Source organism: Streptococcus sp. 27098_8_186 (genome assembly GCF_041432055.1).
Taxonomy (GTDB): Bacteria; Bacillota; Bacilli; order Lactobacillales; family Streptococcaceae; genus Streptococcus; species Streptococcus dentalis.
The window spans coordinates 168683-183254 of record NZ_JAPVYV010000001.1 but is presented as its reverse complement, the minus strand read 5'-3'; the positions used below and the strand labels follow the sequence as shown (position 1 = coordinate 183254).

The following is a 14572-nucleotide window of genomic DNA, read 5'->3' as shown; positions in this document are numbered from 1 at the left end:
AAAAGGAAGGCCTGAATATTATAGGTCTTCTTTTGTTTTTTAGGGTCGAAAAATAGTCAAAAATTTGGTATAATAGTTTGTATTTTTATAGAGAGAGAACAGACAGAAAGATGAATGAAAAAATAAATCAAATTCTTGAAGGGATTGATATCCGTTTTCAAGAACCTTTAAAACATTATACCTTCACAAAGGTAGGTGGGAATGCTGAATTTTTAGCCTTTCCCCGCAACCAATACGAATTAAAACGCATCGTTCAATTTGCCAACCAAGAGCAAATTCCATGGATGGTCCTGGGCAATGCATCCAATATCATTGTCCGCGATGGGGGCATTCCGGGATTTGTCATTATGTTTGATCGCTTGCGTGACATCAGTGTGGATGGTTATGTGATCGAAGCAGAGGCAGGTGCTAAACTCATCGACACCACCCATGTGGCCTTGCACCATAGTTTGAAAGGTTTTGAGTTTGCTAGTGGCATTCCAGGCAGTGTCGGTGGTGCAGTCTTTATGAATGCGGGAGCCTATGGAGGAGAGATCGCGCATGTCCTAGTATCCTGTAAGGTCTTGACCAAAGACGGAGAGATCGAAACTCTGTCAGCGAGTGAACTAGCTTTTGGCTACCGTCAATCTAAGATTCAAGAGACAGGTGCTGTCGTCATCTCTGCCAAATTTGCTTTGTCTCCTGGCAATCACGAGCAAATCAAGCAGGAGATGGATCGGTTGACCCATCTTCGTCAGTTGAAACAACCCCTTGAATACCCTTCTTGTGGATCCGTCTTTAAGCGTCCTGTCGGTCATTTTGCAGGTCAATTGATTAGTGAAGCAGGTTTGAAAGGCTATCGAATCGGTGGTGTTGAAGTGTCTGAAAAACATGCCGGCTTTATGGTCAATGTCGATAATGGAACAGCTAAGGACTACGAAGACCTGATCGCCCATGTCATTGAAGCAGTCGAGGCTCACTCAGGCGTTCGTTTAGAACCAGAAGTTCGCATTATCGGTCAAGCCTAAGAACGTTAGTATTGAAGAATAATTGATAGTGTAAACATCGATAGCATCAGTCGGAAAGGGGGTGAGTGCCTATCGATACCGTAAATAGGTGGGGCAGTCTAGTAAGTCCCCGAGAGGTATTGGTGGCCTGACAGGTCTTCCTGTCAGCCGCTGCGTTTTCGTTTGAAAAGCAGTTTGGTAATCGTAGTAAAGAAGGAATTTATGTGAATTGAAAAAACCAATTATTGAGTTTAAAAATGTTACAAAGGTCTTTGAAGATAGCGGAACCGTTGTCCTAAAGGATATCAATTTTGAATTGGAAGAAGGGAAGTTCTATACCCTGCTCGGTGCATCTGGATCAGGAAAATCAACTATCCTTAATATAATTGCCGGTCTTTTAGATGCTAGCTCTGGAGATGTCTACCTTGATGGGGAACGGATCAATGATGTCCCTACCAACAAGCGGGATGTCCACACCGTCTTTCAGTCCTATGCCCTGTTTCCGCATATGACGGTCTTTGAAAATGTGGCTTTTCCCCTTCGTTTGAAAAAGCTGGACAAGGCTGAGATCGAACGTCGGGTTTCAGAAGTATTGAAAATGGTCCAGTTAGCAGGATTTGAAAAACGCTCGATCCAAAAATTATCGGGTGGTCAACGCCAGCGGGTAGCCATTGCACGGGCTATTATCAATGAACCACGAGTGGTCCTTTTAGATGAGCCCTTGTCTGCACTTGACTTGAAACTTCGGACAGATATGCAGTATGAGTTGCGGGAATTGCAACAACGCTTGGGGATTACCTTTGTCTTTGTTACCCATGACCAAGAAGAAGCTCTCGCCATGAGTGACTGGATCTTTGTCATGAATGAAGGAGAGATCGTCCAATCTGGTACACCAGTAGATATCTATGATGAACCGATCAACCACTTTGTAGCTACCTTTATCGGGGAGTCCAACATTCTAGATGGTCGCATGATCGAGGACTACTTGGTTGAGTTCAATGGCAAACGCTTTGAAGCTGTCGATGGGGGAATGCGTCCAAATGAACCCGTTGAAGTGGTCATTCGTCCTGAAGACTTGCAAATCACCCTTCCTGAAGAAGGCAAGCTCCAAGTGAAGGTGGACACCCAGCTCTTCCGTGGTGTGCATTACGAGATCATCGCCTATGATGATTTGGGAAATGAGTGGATGATCCACTCCACTCGGAAGGCCATCGTGGGAGAAGTTATCGGGCTAGACTTTGAACCAGAAGATATCCACGTTATGCGTCTCAACGAAACCGAAGAAGAATTCGATGCGCGGATCGAAGAGTACGTTGAAGTGGAAGAGCAAGAAGCTGGTTTGATTAATGCCATTGAGGAGGAAAGAGATGAAGAAAACAACCTCTAATCTATTTATCCTCCCCTATTTCTTGTGGATTTTTCTCTTTGTTTTGGCTCCTGTAGTCATGATCATCTTTCAATCGTTTTTTAACGTTGAAGGGCAGTTCTCACTTGAAAACTACAAAGAGTTCTTTACTTCGCAAAATTTGACCTATTTAAAGATGAGTTTTAATTCGGTACTTTATGCCGGTATTGTCACCCTGGTGACGCTCTTGATCTCCTACCCGACTGCTTACTTTTTGACGCTGCTCAAACACCGGCAGTTGTGGTTGATGTTGATCGTCTTGCCAACCTGGGTCAATCTCTTGCTCAAGGCCTATGCCTTTATCGGAATCTTTGGTCAAGACGGCTCTATTAATAGCTTTTTAAGCTTTCTCGGAGTCGCTCCCCAGCAGATCCTCTTTACCGATTTCTCCTTTATCTTTGTAGCTAGCTACATCGAGTTGCCTTTTATGATTTTGCCAATCTTTAATGTCTTAGATGACTTAGATCCAAACTTGATCAATGCCAGCTATGATTTGGGAGCCAATCGTTGGGATACCTTCCGTCATGTGGTCTTCCCCTTGTCCATGAATGGAGTCCGTTCAGGTGTGCAGTCTGTCTTTATTCCTAGTCTGAGTCTCTTCATGTTGACACGGATGATCGGTGGAAACCGCGTCATTACCTTAGGGACTGCGATTGAACAGCACTTCCTAACCACACAAAACTGGGGAATGGGTTCTACCATCGGAGTTGTTTTGATCCTTGCCATGCTCTTGACCATGTGGGCAACGAGAGAAAGGAGAGAACGATGAAAAAAGTATCTCATTTCTATCTAGGGTTCGTCTTTCTGATTCTCTATCTTCCTATCTTCTATTTGATCTTTTATGCTTTCAATGAAGGGGGAGATATGAATGCCTTTACAGGCTTCACACTTGAGCATTTCAATGAGTTGTTCGCAGATAGTCGCCTGATGCTGATCTTATCAGAGACTTTCCTCTTGGCCTTCTTGTCAGCCTTGATTGCGACGGTGATCGGAACCTTTGGAGCCATTTATATTTATCAATCTAAGAAGAAGTTAGAAGGACCATTGCTTTCCATCAACAACATTCTTATGGTAGCGCCAGACGTTATGATCGGGGCCAGCTTCTTGATTCTCTTTACGACGGTGAAGTACCAGCTAGGTTTCTTATCAGTTCTGGCTAGTCACGTGGCCTTCTCGATTCCCATTGTGGTCTTGATGGTTTTGCCGCGCCTTAAGGAAATGAACCGGGATATGGTCAATGCTGCCTATGACTTGGGAGCTACCCAAGTGCAAATGCTCAAAGAGATCATGTTGCCGTATCTGACACCAGCCATTATTGCGGGCTACTTTATGGCCTTTACCTATTCTCTGGATGACTTTGCCGTGACCTTCTTTGTAACCGGAAATGGCTTTACAACCTTGTCTGTAGAGATCTACTCACGTGCGCGTCAAGGGATCTCCCTCAGTATCAATGCCTTGTCCGCCCTCGTCTTTCTCTTTAGTGTGCTCTTGGTCATCGGTTATTACTTTATTACCCGTGAAAAGGAGGAAACAGCATGAAAAAACTTTATTCATTCCTAACTGGGATTGTCCTTGTCATTCTGGTCCTCTGGGGAATTAGCCACCAGATCGAAGCGAGCATGAATACCAAGAATAGTGACAAGCTGGTCATTTACAACTGGGGAGATTATATCGATCCAGACTTGCTCAAGGAATTTACCAAAGAAACAGGAATTCAGGTGCAATATGATACCTTTGATTCCAACGAAGCCATGTATACTAAGATCAAGCAAGGGGGAACCACCTACGATATTGCGATTCCTAGTGAATACATGATTGCTAAGATGATGGATGAGCATCTGGTTGAAAAGTTAGACCAATCCAAGATCAAAGGGATGGAAAATATCGATCCAAAACTCTTGAACCAATCGTTTGATCCGGGCAACCAATATTCAGTCCCTTACTTCTGGGGTACCTTGGGGATTATCTACAATACCAAGATGGTCAAAAATGCTCCTGAACATTGGTCAGATCTCTGGCGTGAAGAGTACAGAAATGACATCATGATGTACGATGGTGCGCGTGAGGTCATGGGAATTGGTCTCAATACCTTGGGCTATAGCCTCAATGAAAAGGATCCAAAGAAATTGCAAGAGGCAGTAGATAAACTCTACACCTTGACACCAAACATCAAAGCTTTGGTGGCCGATGAGATGAAAGGCTATATGATCCAAAACAATGCGGCTATTGGGGTTACTTTCTCAGGAGAGGCTAGCCAAATGCTCGAAGCCAATAAGGATCTTCGCTATGTCGTCCCAACTGAAGCCAGCAACCTTTGGTTTGATAACATTGTCATTCCAAAAACAGTGAAAAATAAAGAAGCAGCATATGCCTTTATTAACTTCATGCTTCGTCCTAAAAATGCTTTGAAAAATGCTCTTTATGTCGGCTACTCAACGCCAAATAAAAAAGCCAAAGCCATGTTGCCAAAAGAAATCCAAGATGACCAATCCTTCTATCCAAGCGATGAAACACTGGACCATTTGGAAGTCTATCAACAATTAGGCAAGAAGTTGCTTGGAGTCTATAACGATCTTTACCTTCAGGTCAAGATGTATCGAAAATAACAAAAAGGAACCTTCGGGTTCCTTTTTGATTGAAGATAAACTCCTCTTAGAAACTTTCCTTAAGTGAATACGGACGTTAGGTGAAATTATCCAGTGGATGATTTCAGCAATCCACGAAGTTCCATGACTTAGTTTTGAACCTAAAGTTTCAAAACTCCCGAGTGCTAGAAACAATGGTGTTTCTAGCACTTTTCTCACAGCGGAAAGTTTCATTATATATTTAGATACTCTACATAAATGCAACATTTGAATTCTTAGCATCACTTAGGTTGTTATTTGTAAAAAAGGATTACCTATATTCTAGAAGAACCCCGAAAGTTCTTTTATGATTGCTGCATATAGTCTCTAACTAGTGAGTTAGATTGAGATTCAAATGAAAGATGCTATAATAGTAAGGAAAGTGACTGTCCCATTCAGTCATGAAAGGAAGGATTGGAGAAGAAGAGATGAAGAGACGACTGGAACTATTTTTGATTATTCTGTTACCGATCCTAGGACTGGTTTTTCTTGTCGGAAAAATCATGAATCTAACCAAAAGACCCGAACAGAAGGTAACGGCCTCCTCTTCAAAGAAAGTCGTACAAAAATCAGAAGAAGAAATAAAAAAAGAACAAATCGCTTTTCTCAAGGAACACGAGCAAGAAATCATCGATTTTGTGAAAGCCCAAAATCCGAAAGCCGAATCCGTTCAGATTGATTGGGATGAAACTCAGATGAGTGATGGTGGGCTTACAACTCCCGAATATTATATGAATATTTTTGGACGCATTAATCATATCGAGAACTCAGGATGGGGAGTGGATATTCCAATTAATGATGATCAGTCAATTAAGCTACGAGAAATGTTTATGCTCCATGAACCTACGATTGACGGAAAGCCTATTTCCTGATCAAGTATAATGCATTTTGAAAAAGAACTGTTTTAGAAAAAGATAGCACATGATAAAACAAACGGCGTTTAAATTAATCACTACATTAGCTCTCCTTGCAAGTATAGGAGGATGTACAATAAAATCAAAAGAGCAAACGAAACCAGCACCCATTGCAACCCCTTCGACAACCAAGGAAGATAAAGAAGCGACGAAGCAAAAACAAATTGCCTATTTGAAAGAACATGAAAAAGAAATTGTTGATTTTGTGAAAGGTCAAAGTCCGAAAATCAAATCCGTTCAGATTGATTGGAACAGTATGCAAATTGAAGAGTCTGGGAATGGAACGCCTCAGGGTGGTGGATACAATTTATCTATTTCTGGTAAGATTAATCAATTAGAAAATACAAAATTCTCCGTTGATTTTTACCTAGAAGATCAAAATAGCATACCAACTATCAAAAAAATGGGCATGCTTAATGATATCTATATCGAAGAAAATGGTGGCTGGAAAATTTTTTCCTAAGTAAATAGAAGTATTAGTGTTAGGAGGAAAATGAAAAGTAAAATGAAATGTACACTTAAGTTATTAGCTTTAATGCTTATTTTCACAAGTATTGGAGGTTGTACTGTAAAGCAAAAAGCTCATAAGAAACAAGCACAAACTGTCACCACTTCCTCCACCAAAGAAGATATATAAGTGATCAAACAAAAACGGCTCGCTTATCTCAAAGAGCACGAGCAAGAAATCGTCGATTTTGTGAAATCGAAGAGTTCAAAGATTGAATCTGTTCAAATTTATTGGGACGAAACGCAATGGATTGAGGGTGGAAATGGGACACCACAAGGTGGAGATGAGGTCATAGAAATTTTTGGTACCGTCAATCAGCTAGAAGATTCAGGATGGAGGGTGGATGTTGTATTTGATTCTGATCAAAAGATGACTTTCAGTATGGGCTATAATATTAGTATTAAGGGTGATTATATTGAGTAAGAACTGGAAGATTCAAAGCCTGTAAGGAGGATTTATGAAGAGACAACTGGAACTATTTTTGATTATTTTGTTACCGATCCTAGGACTGGTTTTTCTTGGAGGAAAAATCATGACCCTGACCAAAAGACCCGAACAGAAGATAACGGCCTCGTCTTCGAAGAAAGTCGTACAAAAACCAGATGAAGAAATAAAAAAAGAACAACTTGACTACCTAAAAGAACACGAACAGAAGGTTATTGATTTAGTCAAAGCACAAAATTCAAAAGTTGAATCCGTTCAGATTGATTGGGATCAGACACAATGGAGTGATGGTGGACTGACAACTCCTGAATATTATATGAATGTTTATGGAGGTATAAATAATATTGAAGAATCGAGTTGGGGAGTAGATATCCCAATTAATGAGGACAATACATTAAATTTAGATGAGATGTATATAGGATCCGACATTAGAATAGGGGGGAGATTACTTGAGTAATTGGCATTTGAGAAGTTTTGACAATCTATATGGTTCATTAGCTGAATCAACTTATCGTGATAGGCCCATGAACTTTCCATATAAACAATTGGATCAAATCCAGGAAGATCACTCAACGCTCAAATGGGAGTACGACAATGAGATAGATGCTTTCTATAAAAATCAGAAAAAGCTGGCATCGAAAGCCAAAAAAAATCAGTAAGGTTGTCCTTACTGATTTTTTAGTTGGATCCAGATGTGGCTGTATCTGCGCCACTGTCTGTTGCTGTGGAACCTTGGTCTTGTGCGGCAGATGAACTGGTTTCTGTAGCAGATGAGCTATCGGTTTCTTTTTGTGAACTTGTTTCTGTATTGCTTGAATTGGTTTGTGTATTGGTGTTGGTATCTGTATTGGTAGCGCTTGAGTCAGATCCCTTATCGTGAACCACGACAACGCTGGTGCTACTAGATGGTTTGTCTTCTGTTTTTTGATTATCTTTATTGAGCAGGCTCATGATGGTAAAGGAAGTGACGATAATCCCTAGGAGACTGGCAATCGTAGCTACAACCGTTTGAAATACGGACAAACCTTGTTTGACTTTCTCACCGCGAGATGGTCTTGTATCAACTTTTTCCTCAGGTTTTTGGTTTTTGTTACTTCTTGAATATTGTGACATGTTCATTCTCTTTCTATCAAAAATTGTTTTTTAACACTTTCCTATTATATGTCATTTTCTGAAAAATGTCTAAAAAGAACTGATTTTTATAGAGTGATTTTGCTGCGTCTCTCTTTATCAAATCCTTGTCCCAAGCGGTTAGAAATGATAAAATAGAAGTTACGTAAAAAGAAAGTGATGGATGCGTAGGACATGATCTATTTTGACAATTCAGCAACGACTAAACCCTATCCAGAAGCCCTTGCGACTTATACAGAAGTAGCGACTCGGATCTGGGGCAACCCTTCTAGTTTGCACAATCTAGGTAGTCAAGCTACTCGTATTTTGGAAGCTTCTCGGAAACAAATTGCGGAGCTAATTGGCAAGAAAACTGAGGAAATTTACTTCACGTCTGGTGGGACAGAAGGGGACAATTGGATCCTCAAAGGTGTCGCCTTTGAGAAAGCTCCTTATGGCAAGCATATCATTGTCTCTGACATCGAGCATCCTGCCATCAAGGAATCGGCTGCTTGGTTAAAGACACAGGGATTCGAAGTGGATTACGCTCCTGTGGATGCGCGTGGCTTTGTCAAGGTGGATGCCTTGGCTAACCTTCTCCGTCCAGATACGACTTTGGTTTCTGTCATGGCCGTCAACAATGAGATTGGCTCCATCCAGCCCATCCATGACATCGCGGCTCTTCTGGAAGATCGTCCAACGGTTAGTTTCCATGTCGATGCGGTTCAAGCTTTAGCAAAGGTAGCTACAGAAGTTTATCTACCAGAGCGCGTGGACTTTGCGACCTTCTCTAGTCACAAATTCCATGGACTTCGCGGAGTTGGATTTGTCTACATCAAAGAAGGTAAAAAGATCACCCCTCTCTTAACCGGAGGTGGTCAAGAAAAAGAAATGCGCTCGACAACCGAGAACGTGGCAGGTATCGCAGCAACAGCAAAATCCCTACGCTTAGCCATGGAAAACCAAGAAGCTTTTGCCAGCAAGACCCAGCAGATGAAAGAAGTCATTCGCAAAGAATTGTCCAACTATCCAGATGTCACTATCTTTTCTGGTGAGGATCACTTTGCGCCTCACATCTTGACTTTCGGGATCAAGGGAGTTCGTGGAGAAGTAGTGGTCCATGCCTTTGAAGAGTTTGATATTTACATCTCGACCACCAGTGCCTGCTCGTCCAAAGCTGGTAAGCCAGCTGGAACCTTGATTGCTATGGGAGTGGACAAGAGCATTGCACAGACAGCTGTCCGCTTGAGCCTCGATCTTGAAAATGACATGAGCCAAGTCGAGCAATTCTTGACCAAGTTCAAACTGATTTACGAACAAACACGAAAAGTACGTTAATTTTAGAAGGAAATCAACATGACCTTAACCTATTCAGAAATTATGATTCGCTATGGAGAGCTTTCTACTAAAGGAAAGAACCGCATGCGTTTTATCAATAAACTTCGCAATAATATCCAAGATGTTTTATCTATCTATCCAGCTGTCAAAGTGACAGCGGACCGCGATCGAGCGCATGCTTATCTGCATGGGACGGATTATGAGCCAGTAGCCGAATCCCTCAAGCAGGTTTTTGGAATCCAAAATTTTTCACCTGTTTACAAGATTGAAAAATCAGTACCAGCCTTAAAAGCGGCAGTGCAAGAGATTATGAAGGAGATTTACAAGGAAGGCTTGACCTTTAAAATCTCAAGTAAACGCAGTGACCATACCTTTGAACTCGATAGTCGCGAGCTCAACCAAACCTTGGGAGGTGCGGTCTTTGAAGCGATCCCAACCATCCAAGCTCAGATGAAAAAACCAGATATCAACTTGCAAGTTGAAATTCGAGAAGAAGCAGCCTACATCTCTTATGAAACCATTAAAGGAGCAGGTGGCCTTCCTGTTGGTACGTCTGGCAAGGGTATGCTCATGCTTTCTGGTGGGATCGACTCTCCAGTAGCTGGTTACCTAGCCTTGAAGCGGGGTGTGGACATTGAGGCAGTACACTTTGCTAGCCCACCTTATACCAGCCCTGGAGCTCTTAAAAAAGCCCATGATTTAACACGGAAGTTGACCAAGTTTGGGGGCAATATCCAATTTATCGAGGTGCCCTTCACAGAGATCCAAGAGGAAATCAAGGCAAAAGCGCCAGAAGCTTACCTCATGACCCTGACTCGTCGCTTTATGATGCGCATTACAGACCGCATTCGCGAGGTTCGCGGTGGTTTGGTGATTATCAATGGTGAAAGCTTGGGACAAGTGGCTAGCCAAACCTTAGAGAGTATGCAGGCCATCAATGCAGTGACTAATACGCCGGTTATTCGTCCGGTAGTGACCATGGACAAATTGGAAATCATCGATATTGCCCAAGCCATTGATACCTTTGAAATTTCTATCCAGCCATTCGAAGACTGTTGTACCATCTTTGCGCCAGACCGTCCAAAGACGAATCCGAAACTCAAAAATGCGGAGCAGTATGAGCAACGGATGGATGTGGAAGCTTTGGTTGAGCGTGCGGTAGCAGGCATTATCGTAACAGAGATCACACCAAAAGCAGAAAAAGATGAGGTCGATGACCTGATCGAGGATTTGCTATAGGAGAGACTGGGAGTATCCAGCCTCTTTTTCTAACCAACTTAAAGGAGACAAGATGAAAAAAATTATCGTTTTAATGACAAGTTTGTTACTGTTGACAGGCTGTGTCAAAGTATCATTTACTGGCCCAAAAAAAGAAGAAAAGACCAGCCAGTCAACCAGCAGTAAAAAAGAACCCCTCACATTTGTCAGAGCCGACCAGTACAAAGACCAGGACAACGAAGTCTTGGAAGCATCTGAGAAATTTATCAAGGAACATCCAACGCTTGGAGAACCTGGAAAATTATTTGTCTTTTTCCCAGGCTATACCTTTGGAAATGAGGAAAACCGCTTCGCCTTGTTCTTTATCGTGAATCGCACCACCACAACCATCGATCGTGATGGATCCTTTGTCCTGAATTTGGAATATGATGGAGAGCCACTTTTCAAAGATGTCACAGTTGACTATGAAGTGAGCGAATCGGGTGTGTTAAAACCCAATACTGCTGCAGCGATTCCGATAAAAATTACTAAGGAACAAGAAGAAAAAATGAAGGGGATGAACGATTCGTCTAAAGCCAAAATGAGCTTCAATGACTTTAAATTTAAGGATAAGTAGATGAAGGCAGGTTTTGAATGCGATCTTAAACTACAAGATACAAAAAATAGATTTTTCAAAGAAAATTCGCTTTCAAAGCGCAAAAATACTTGTCTTTGTCTGATAGAAGTGATATACTTAGAGAGTTGACTATGCACATGCCTGTGCAACCGCTCGAACATCGTCGCTCATTTCCATGAGAGTAAGTGGTTCGTCCCACGATGCTAGGCGAGTCTTCACAAAAATACGGGGAAACCCAAAAATACATAGGAGGTGCATAATGAGCACATACGCAATCATTAAAACTGGCGGAAAACAAGTTAAAGTTGAAGTTGGTCAAGCAGTCTACGTTGAAAAATTGAACGTTGAAGCTGGTCAAGAAGTTACATTTAACGAAGTTGTTCTTGTTGGTGGTGAAAACACTGTTGTCGGAACTCCACTTGTTTCAGGAGCTACTGTTGTTGGAACTGTTGAAAAACAAGGAAAACAAAAGAAAGTTGTTACTTACAAGTACAAACCTAAAAAAGGTAGCCACCGTAAACAAGGTCACCGTCAACCTTACACTAAAGTTGTCATCAACGCTATCAACGCTTAATTTTTAGGAGAACACATGATACAAGCAGTCTTTGAACGAGCCGAAGATGGCGAGCTGAGGAGTGCAGAAATCACTGGGCACGCTGGAAGCGGTGAATATGGCTTTGATGTCGTGTGTGCATCGGTTTCGACTCTAGCCATTAACTTTGTCAACTCTGTTGAGAAATTTGCAGGCTACGAACCGGATCTAGAATTAAACGAAGAAGAAGGTGGCTTCCTTCGGGTCACAATCCCGACAGATATTCCACCACATCAAAGAGAAATGACCCAACTATTCTTTGAATCATTTTTCTTAGGGATGGCAAACTTATCGGAGAACTCTTCAGAGTTCGTCCAAACAAGAGTTATCACAGAAAACTAACATGGAGGAAAACAATTATGTTGAAATTGAATCTTGCTAACTTGCAACTTTTCGCCCACAAAAAAGGTGGAGGTTCTACATCAAACGGACGTGATTCACAAGCAAAACGTCTTGGAGCTAAAGCAGCTGATGGACAAACTGTAACAGGTGGATCTATCCTTTACCGTCAACGCGGAACACACATCTACCCAGGTGTGAACGTTGGACGTGGTGGAGACGATACTTTGTTCGCAAAAGTTGAAGGCGTAGTACGCTTCGAACGTAAAGGTCGCGATAAAAAACAAGTTTCTGTTTACCCAATCGCAAAATAAAAAGGTTTTCTAAACCTTTTTGTCCCGAGCCTTGATCCAAAGGTGAGGAAGCTAGAAATAGCAAAATTAAAGCTTTCTGATTTATCAGAAGGCTTTTTTCTTTTATTTATTTAAAAATATCATGTTTACCCTTGTTAATATAATGTTTGAATTTGTGTTTTTTGAAAAATATAGTATAATAGAGACAAATATAGTAGGAATGGAAGTAGTACCATGAAAGATAGCAGACATGTTGAAATTCTTCAGGAACTGGATCGAAAAAGTGTGGTATCAGTCAAAGAACTCAAGGAACTCTTTGGGGTGACAGACATGACCATTCGTCGTGATCTGATCGATCTTGAAAAACAAGGTCTTTTAGTTCGTGTACATGGTGGAGCCCACAAAAAGGTAAAAGATAGCTTGTTAGAGGCTTCTCACAGTGAGAAAAATCTCATCAATATTGATGAGAAACGAACCATTGCAAAAAAATGTGCAGACTTGATCGAAAATGGGGATACCGTCTTTATTGGGTCTGGTACGACAACAGATTTTATCGGCGACTATTTAGAAGGAAAGGAAATCAGTATTGTCACCAATTCCCTCCCCATTTTTGAAAAGCTAAAAGATTTTCCAAATTATGACTTGATCTTAGTTGGAGGTCGCTACCGGGTGAAGACACAAACTTTTGTCGGTCAATTTGCCAATAAACTCTTGAAAGAAATCAAGGTTTCTAAAGCTTTCATCGGGGTCAATGGCATCGATGGGCATCATGTTTCCACAGCCAATGAAGAAGAGGGAAATGGTAATGCTATTATTCTAAACAACGCAATTGAGAAATATGTGGTTGCTGATAACAGTAAGTTTGATAGCTATTCTTTCTATAGTTTCTATCGAGTGGAAGACCTGAATGCCATTATTACTGATGATAGTATTCCAAAGAAGATCAAAGACAAATATGCCTTGTATACGAAAATCATATAAAATGAGAGGCTGGGACAAAAGTCCTAGCCTCTCAATTGTATTTGGATTGTCGAGCAAGACGCAGTGGTTGAGTGGGCTCTACTACGCTGATTTCATCAGCTTTTACAGCCCTACTCAACTGTGCGGAGGTGGGACGACGAAATCGAATTCTAACGAATTACCGATTTCTGTCCCACTCTCTTTTTACTGATTTAATGATGTTGGAAAATGACGGATAGAAAGCGCTTTAGAGCGATATACAAACAAAATTAAACAAATTTAGACAAAAAATGATTGACACTCAATCAATATAGTGATATACTGAAGCTATAAAATAAATAGTTAGATAAGGAGGTGGCAACAATGGGATTAAATCAACTCTTTAACAAAGATCTTGTATTTTGCCTACATGCCAAGGATCAAACAGATCTCTTTGAGCAGGTAGCAAGCTTATTGGAAGAGCGACAGATTGTGACACCAACCTATCGTTCCGCTTTGATTGAGCGTGAAAAGTCTTTCCCGACTGGATTAGACATGGAATTTCTTGGTAAGGACTTACCAAATGTGGCGATCCCGCATACAGACATTGTCCATAATCTCACTGAGAATGTGGTCGTGGTTCGTTTGGATCAACCCGTAACTTTCCATAATATGATTGCTCCAGATAAGGAAGTTCAAGTTTCACTCTTATTCTTTATTATCAATAATACGAGCTCAAGCCAAACCAATATTTTGGCCCAGCTGATGGATTTCTTTACATCCAATGGAAATCTCGAAGCTCTATCGAAATTAGATAGTGAAGATAAGCTTTATCAATACATTACGGAAACTATTTCCTAAAACATTCGTAAATATTTATAATGGAGGACATCCAAATGATTAAAATTTTAGCTGCCTGTGGTGCAGGCGTTAACTCTAGCCACCAAATTAAGAATGCGTTGGAAGAAGAGTTGTCAAACCGTGGTTATGATGTGCGTTGTGACGCTGTCATGGTCAAAGACGTCAATGAAGATTTGATTTCTGGTTATGACATCTTTACTCCAATTGCTGCAACTGATTTGGGATTCGATCCTGGTATTCCAGTGGTAGAAGCAGGACCAATCTTGTTCCGTATTCCAGCGATGAGTGCGCCAGTCTTCGATAACATCGAAGCTGCCATTAAAGAACATGGATTAAGTTAATATTTTTTTAAACGTGATTGTAAGCGTTATCCAATTATAAAATT

At 41.2% G+C, this 14572-nt stretch carries 21 protein-coding genes and 1 other annotated feature; of the genes, 20 read left to right on the top strand and 1 reads right to left on the bottom strand.

Features of this window, described 5'->3' with window-relative positions:
• Positions 1-110: 110 nt before the first annotated feature.
• The 11 genes from murB to O3602_RS00840 all read left to right on the top strand — a co-directional run bounded on the left by murB (position 111) and on the right by O3602_RS00840 (position 7540).
• Positions 111-1007, top strand: coding sequence for a UDP-N-acetylmuramate dehydrogenase (gene murB / locus O3602_RS00890; RefSeq protein WP_049492025.1), 897 nt, complete (start codon positions 111-113; stop codon positions 1005-1007).
• Between the two features lie 208 nt (positions 1008-1215).
• Positions 1216-2373 (top strand): ABC transporter ATP-binding protein, encoded by a 1158-nt coding sequence (locus O3602_RS00885; RefSeq protein WP_045759571.1) that lies wholly within the window; start codon positions 1216-1218, stop codon positions 2371-2373.
• On the top strand, positions 2354-3160 hold the full coding sequence (locus O3602_RS00880; protein WP_371610964.1) for an ABC transporter permease: 807 nt from the start codon (positions 2354-2356) through the stop codon (positions 3158-3160). Before O3602_RS00885 ends, O3602_RS00880 begins: the two co-directional genes overlap by 20 nt.
• Complete coding sequence (locus O3602_RS00875; protein WP_371610963.1) at positions 3157-3930, top strand: ABC transporter permease; 774 nt, start codon at positions 3157-3159, stop codon at positions 3928-3930. The genes O3602_RS00880 and O3602_RS00875 overlap by 4 nt, the downstream gene beginning before the upstream one ends.
• Positions 3927-4997, top strand: coding sequence for a PotD/PotF family extracellular solute-binding protein (locus O3602_RS00870; RefSeq protein WP_070506233.1), 1071 nt, complete (start codon positions 3927-3929; stop codon positions 4995-4997). Before O3602_RS00875 ends, O3602_RS00870 begins: the two co-directional genes overlap by 4 nt.
• A gap of 446 nt (positions 4998-5443) precedes the next feature.
• Complete coding sequence (locus O3602_RS00865; RefSeq protein ID WP_371610962.1) at positions 5444-5887, top strand: hypothetical protein; 444 nt, start codon at positions 5444-5446, stop codon at positions 5885-5887.
• Positions 5888-5936: 49 nt separating this feature from the next.
• Positions 5937-6392: a hypothetical protein gene (locus tag O3602_RS00860; protein WP_049515335.1), complete on the top strand. Its 456-nt coding sequence runs from the start codon at positions 5937-5939 to the stop codon at positions 6390-6392.
• 30 nt (positions 6393-6422) lie between these two features.
• Complete coding sequence (locus tag O3602_RS00855; protein WP_315940882.1) at positions 6423-6566, top strand: hypothetical protein; 144 nt, start codon at positions 6423-6425, stop codon at positions 6564-6566.
• Positions 6567-6860 (top strand): lipoprotein BUG3, encoded by a 294-nt coding sequence (locus O3602_RS00850; RefSeq protein WP_315940881.1) that lies wholly within the window; start codon positions 6567-6569, stop codon positions 6858-6860. It begins immediately after the preceding gene.
• A 34-nt stretch (positions 6861-6894) separates the two neighbouring features.
• Positions 6895-7338: a hypothetical protein gene (locus O3602_RS00845; protein WP_049515333.1), complete on the top strand. Its 444-nt coding sequence runs from the start codon at positions 6895-6897 to the stop codon at positions 7336-7338.
• A complete protein-coding gene (locus tag O3602_RS00840; RefSeq protein ID WP_371610961.1) occupies positions 7331-7540 on the top strand; it encodes a hypothetical protein in 210 nt (69 codons plus the stop codon). The genes O3602_RS00845 and O3602_RS00840 overlap by 8 nt, the downstream gene beginning before the upstream one ends.
• A gap of 19 nt (positions 7541-7559) precedes the next feature.
• On the opposite strand, the gene O3602_RS00835 is transcribed toward O3602_RS00840, so the two are convergent.
• On the bottom strand, positions 7560-7994 hold the full coding sequence (locus tag O3602_RS00835; protein WP_371610960.1) for a DUF6556 family protein: 435 nt from the start codon (positions 7992-7994) through the stop codon (positions 7560-7562).
• A 192-nt stretch (positions 7995-8186) separates the two neighbouring features.
• On the opposite strand from O3602_RS00835, the gene O3602_RS00830 reads away from it, so the two are divergent.
• From O3602_RS00830 to O3602_RS00790, 9 genes are all read left to right on the top strand, one after another.
• Complete coding sequence (locus O3602_RS00830; protein WP_371610959.1) at positions 8187-9329, top strand: cysteine desulfurase family protein; 1143 nt, start codon at positions 8187-8189, stop codon at positions 9327-9329.
• An 18-nt stretch (positions 9330-9347) separates the two neighbouring features.
• Positions 9348-10568, top strand: coding sequence for a tRNA uracil 4-sulfurtransferase ThiI (gene thiI / locus O3602_RS00825; RefSeq protein ID WP_049492008.1), 1221 nt, complete (start codon positions 9348-9350; stop codon positions 10566-10568).
• A gap of 52 nt (positions 10569-10620) precedes the next feature.
• The gene (locus O3602_RS00820) at positions 10621-11163 is read left to right on the top strand and encodes a membrane lipoprotein lipid attachment site-containing protein (protein WP_070588905.1); all 543 of its coding nucleotides are present in this window, start codon (positions 10621-10623) and stop codon (positions 11161-11163) included.
• Between the two features lie 137 nt (positions 11164-11300).
• Positions 11301-11388, top strand: a sequence feature (ribosomal protein L21 leader region).
• A 34-nt stretch (positions 11389-11422) separates the two neighbouring features.
• Positions 11423-11737, top strand: a complete 315-nt coding sequence (rplU, locus tag O3602_RS00815) for a 50S ribosomal protein L21 (RefSeq protein ID WP_003007734.1) — start codon at positions 11423-11425, stop codon at positions 11735-11737.
• A 15-nt stretch (positions 11738-11752) separates the two neighbouring features.
• On the top strand, positions 11753-12097 hold the full coding sequence (locus O3602_RS00810) for a ribosomal-processing cysteine protease Prp (protein ID WP_003002581.1): 345 nt from the start codon (positions 11753-11755) through the stop codon (positions 12095-12097).
• Between the two features lie 17 nt (positions 12098-12114).
• On the top strand, positions 12115-12408 hold the full coding sequence (gene rpmA, locus O3602_RS00805; protein WP_003002805.1) for a 50S ribosomal protein L27: 294 nt from the start codon (positions 12115-12117) through the stop codon (positions 12406-12408).
• A gap of 213 nt (positions 12409-12621) precedes the next feature.
• Complete coding sequence (locus O3602_RS00800; protein ID WP_371610871.1) at positions 12622-13368, top strand: DeoR/GlpR family DNA-binding transcription regulator; 747 nt, start codon at positions 12622-12624, stop codon at positions 13366-13368.
• Between the two features lie 342 nt (positions 13369-13710).
• A complete protein-coding gene (locus O3602_RS00795) occupies positions 13711-14187 on the top strand; it encodes a PTS sugar transporter subunit IIA (protein ID WP_023918370.1) in 477 nt (158 codons plus the stop codon).
• A gap of 35 nt (positions 14188-14222) precedes the next feature.
• Positions 14223-14528: a PTS sugar transporter subunit IIB gene (locus O3602_RS00790; RefSeq protein ID WP_003002828.1), complete on the top strand. Its 306-nt coding sequence runs from the start codon at positions 14223-14225 to the stop codon at positions 14526-14528.
• The last annotated feature ends 44 nt before the right edge of the window (positions 14529-14572 follow it).

What these genes read in the sequence shown, in the direction of transcription:
- murB (WP_049492025.1), top strand. Translation starts at nt 111, where the DNA reads ATGAATGAAAAAATAAATCAAATTCTTGAAGGGATTGATATCCGTTTT.
- O3602_RS00880 (WP_371610964.1), top strand. Translation starts at nt 2,354, where the DNA reads ATGAAGAAAACAACCTCTAATCTATTTATCCTCCCCTATTTCTTGTGG.
- O3602_RS00875 (WP_371610963.1), top strand. Translation starts at nt 3,157, where the DNA reads ATGAAAAAAGTATCTCATTTCTATCTAGGGTTCGTCTTTCTGATTCTC.
- O3602_RS00870 (WP_070506233.1), top strand. Translation starts at nt 3,927, where the DNA reads ATGAAAAAACTTTATTCATTCCTAACTGGGATTGTCCTTGTCATTCTG.
- O3602_RS00865 (WP_371610962.1), top strand. Translation starts at nt 5,444, where the DNA reads ATGAAGAGACGACTGGAACTATTTTTGATTATTCTGTTACCGATCCTA.
- O3602_RS00860 (WP_049515335.1), top strand. Translation starts at nt 5,937, where the DNA reads ATGATAAAACAAACGGCGTTTAAATTAATCACTACATTAGCTCTCCTT.
- O3602_RS00855 (WP_315940882.1), top strand. Translation starts at nt 6,423, where the DNA reads ATGAAAAGTAAAATGAAATGTACACTTAAGTTATTAGCTTTAATGCTT.
- O3602_RS00845 (WP_049515333.1), top strand. Translation starts at nt 6,895, where the DNA reads ATGAAGAGACAACTGGAACTATTTTTGATTATTTTGTTACCGATCCTA.
- O3602_RS00835 (WP_371610960.1), bottom strand. Translation starts at nt 7,994, where the DNA reads ATGTCACAATATTCAAGAAGTAACAAAAACCAAAAACCTGAGGAAAAA.
- O3602_RS00830 (WP_371610959.1), top strand. Translation starts at nt 8,187, where the DNA reads ATGATCTATTTTGACAATTCAGCAACGACTAAACCCTATCCAGAAGCC.
- thiI (WP_049492008.1), top strand. Translation starts at nt 9,348, where the DNA reads ATGACCTTAACCTATTCAGAAATTATGATTCGCTATGGAGAGCTTTCT.
- O3602_RS00820 (WP_070588905.1), top strand. Translation starts at nt 10,621, where the DNA reads ATGAAAAAAATTATCGTTTTAATGACAAGTTTGTTACTGTTGACAGGC.
- rplU (WP_003007734.1), top strand. Translation starts at nt 11,423, where the DNA reads ATGAGCACATACGCAATCATTAAAACTGGCGGAAAACAAGTTAAAGTT.
- O3602_RS00810 (WP_003002581.1), top strand. Translation starts at nt 11,753, where the DNA reads ATGATACAAGCAGTCTTTGAACGAGCCGAAGATGGCGAGCTGAGGAGT.
- rpmA (WP_003002805.1), top strand. Translation starts at nt 12,115, where the DNA reads ATGTTGAAATTGAATCTTGCTAACTTGCAACTTTTCGCCCACAAAAAA.
- O3602_RS00800 (WP_371610871.1), top strand. Translation starts at nt 12,622, where the DNA reads ATGAAAGATAGCAGACATGTTGAAATTCTTCAGGAACTGGATCGAAAA.
- O3602_RS00795 (WP_023918370.1), top strand. Translation starts at nt 13,711, where the DNA reads ATGGGATTAAATCAACTCTTTAACAAAGATCTTGTATTTTGCCTACAT.
- O3602_RS00790 (WP_003002828.1), top strand. Translation starts at nt 14,223, where the DNA reads ATGATTAAAATTTTAGCTGCCTGTGGTGCAGGCGTTAACTCTAGCCAC.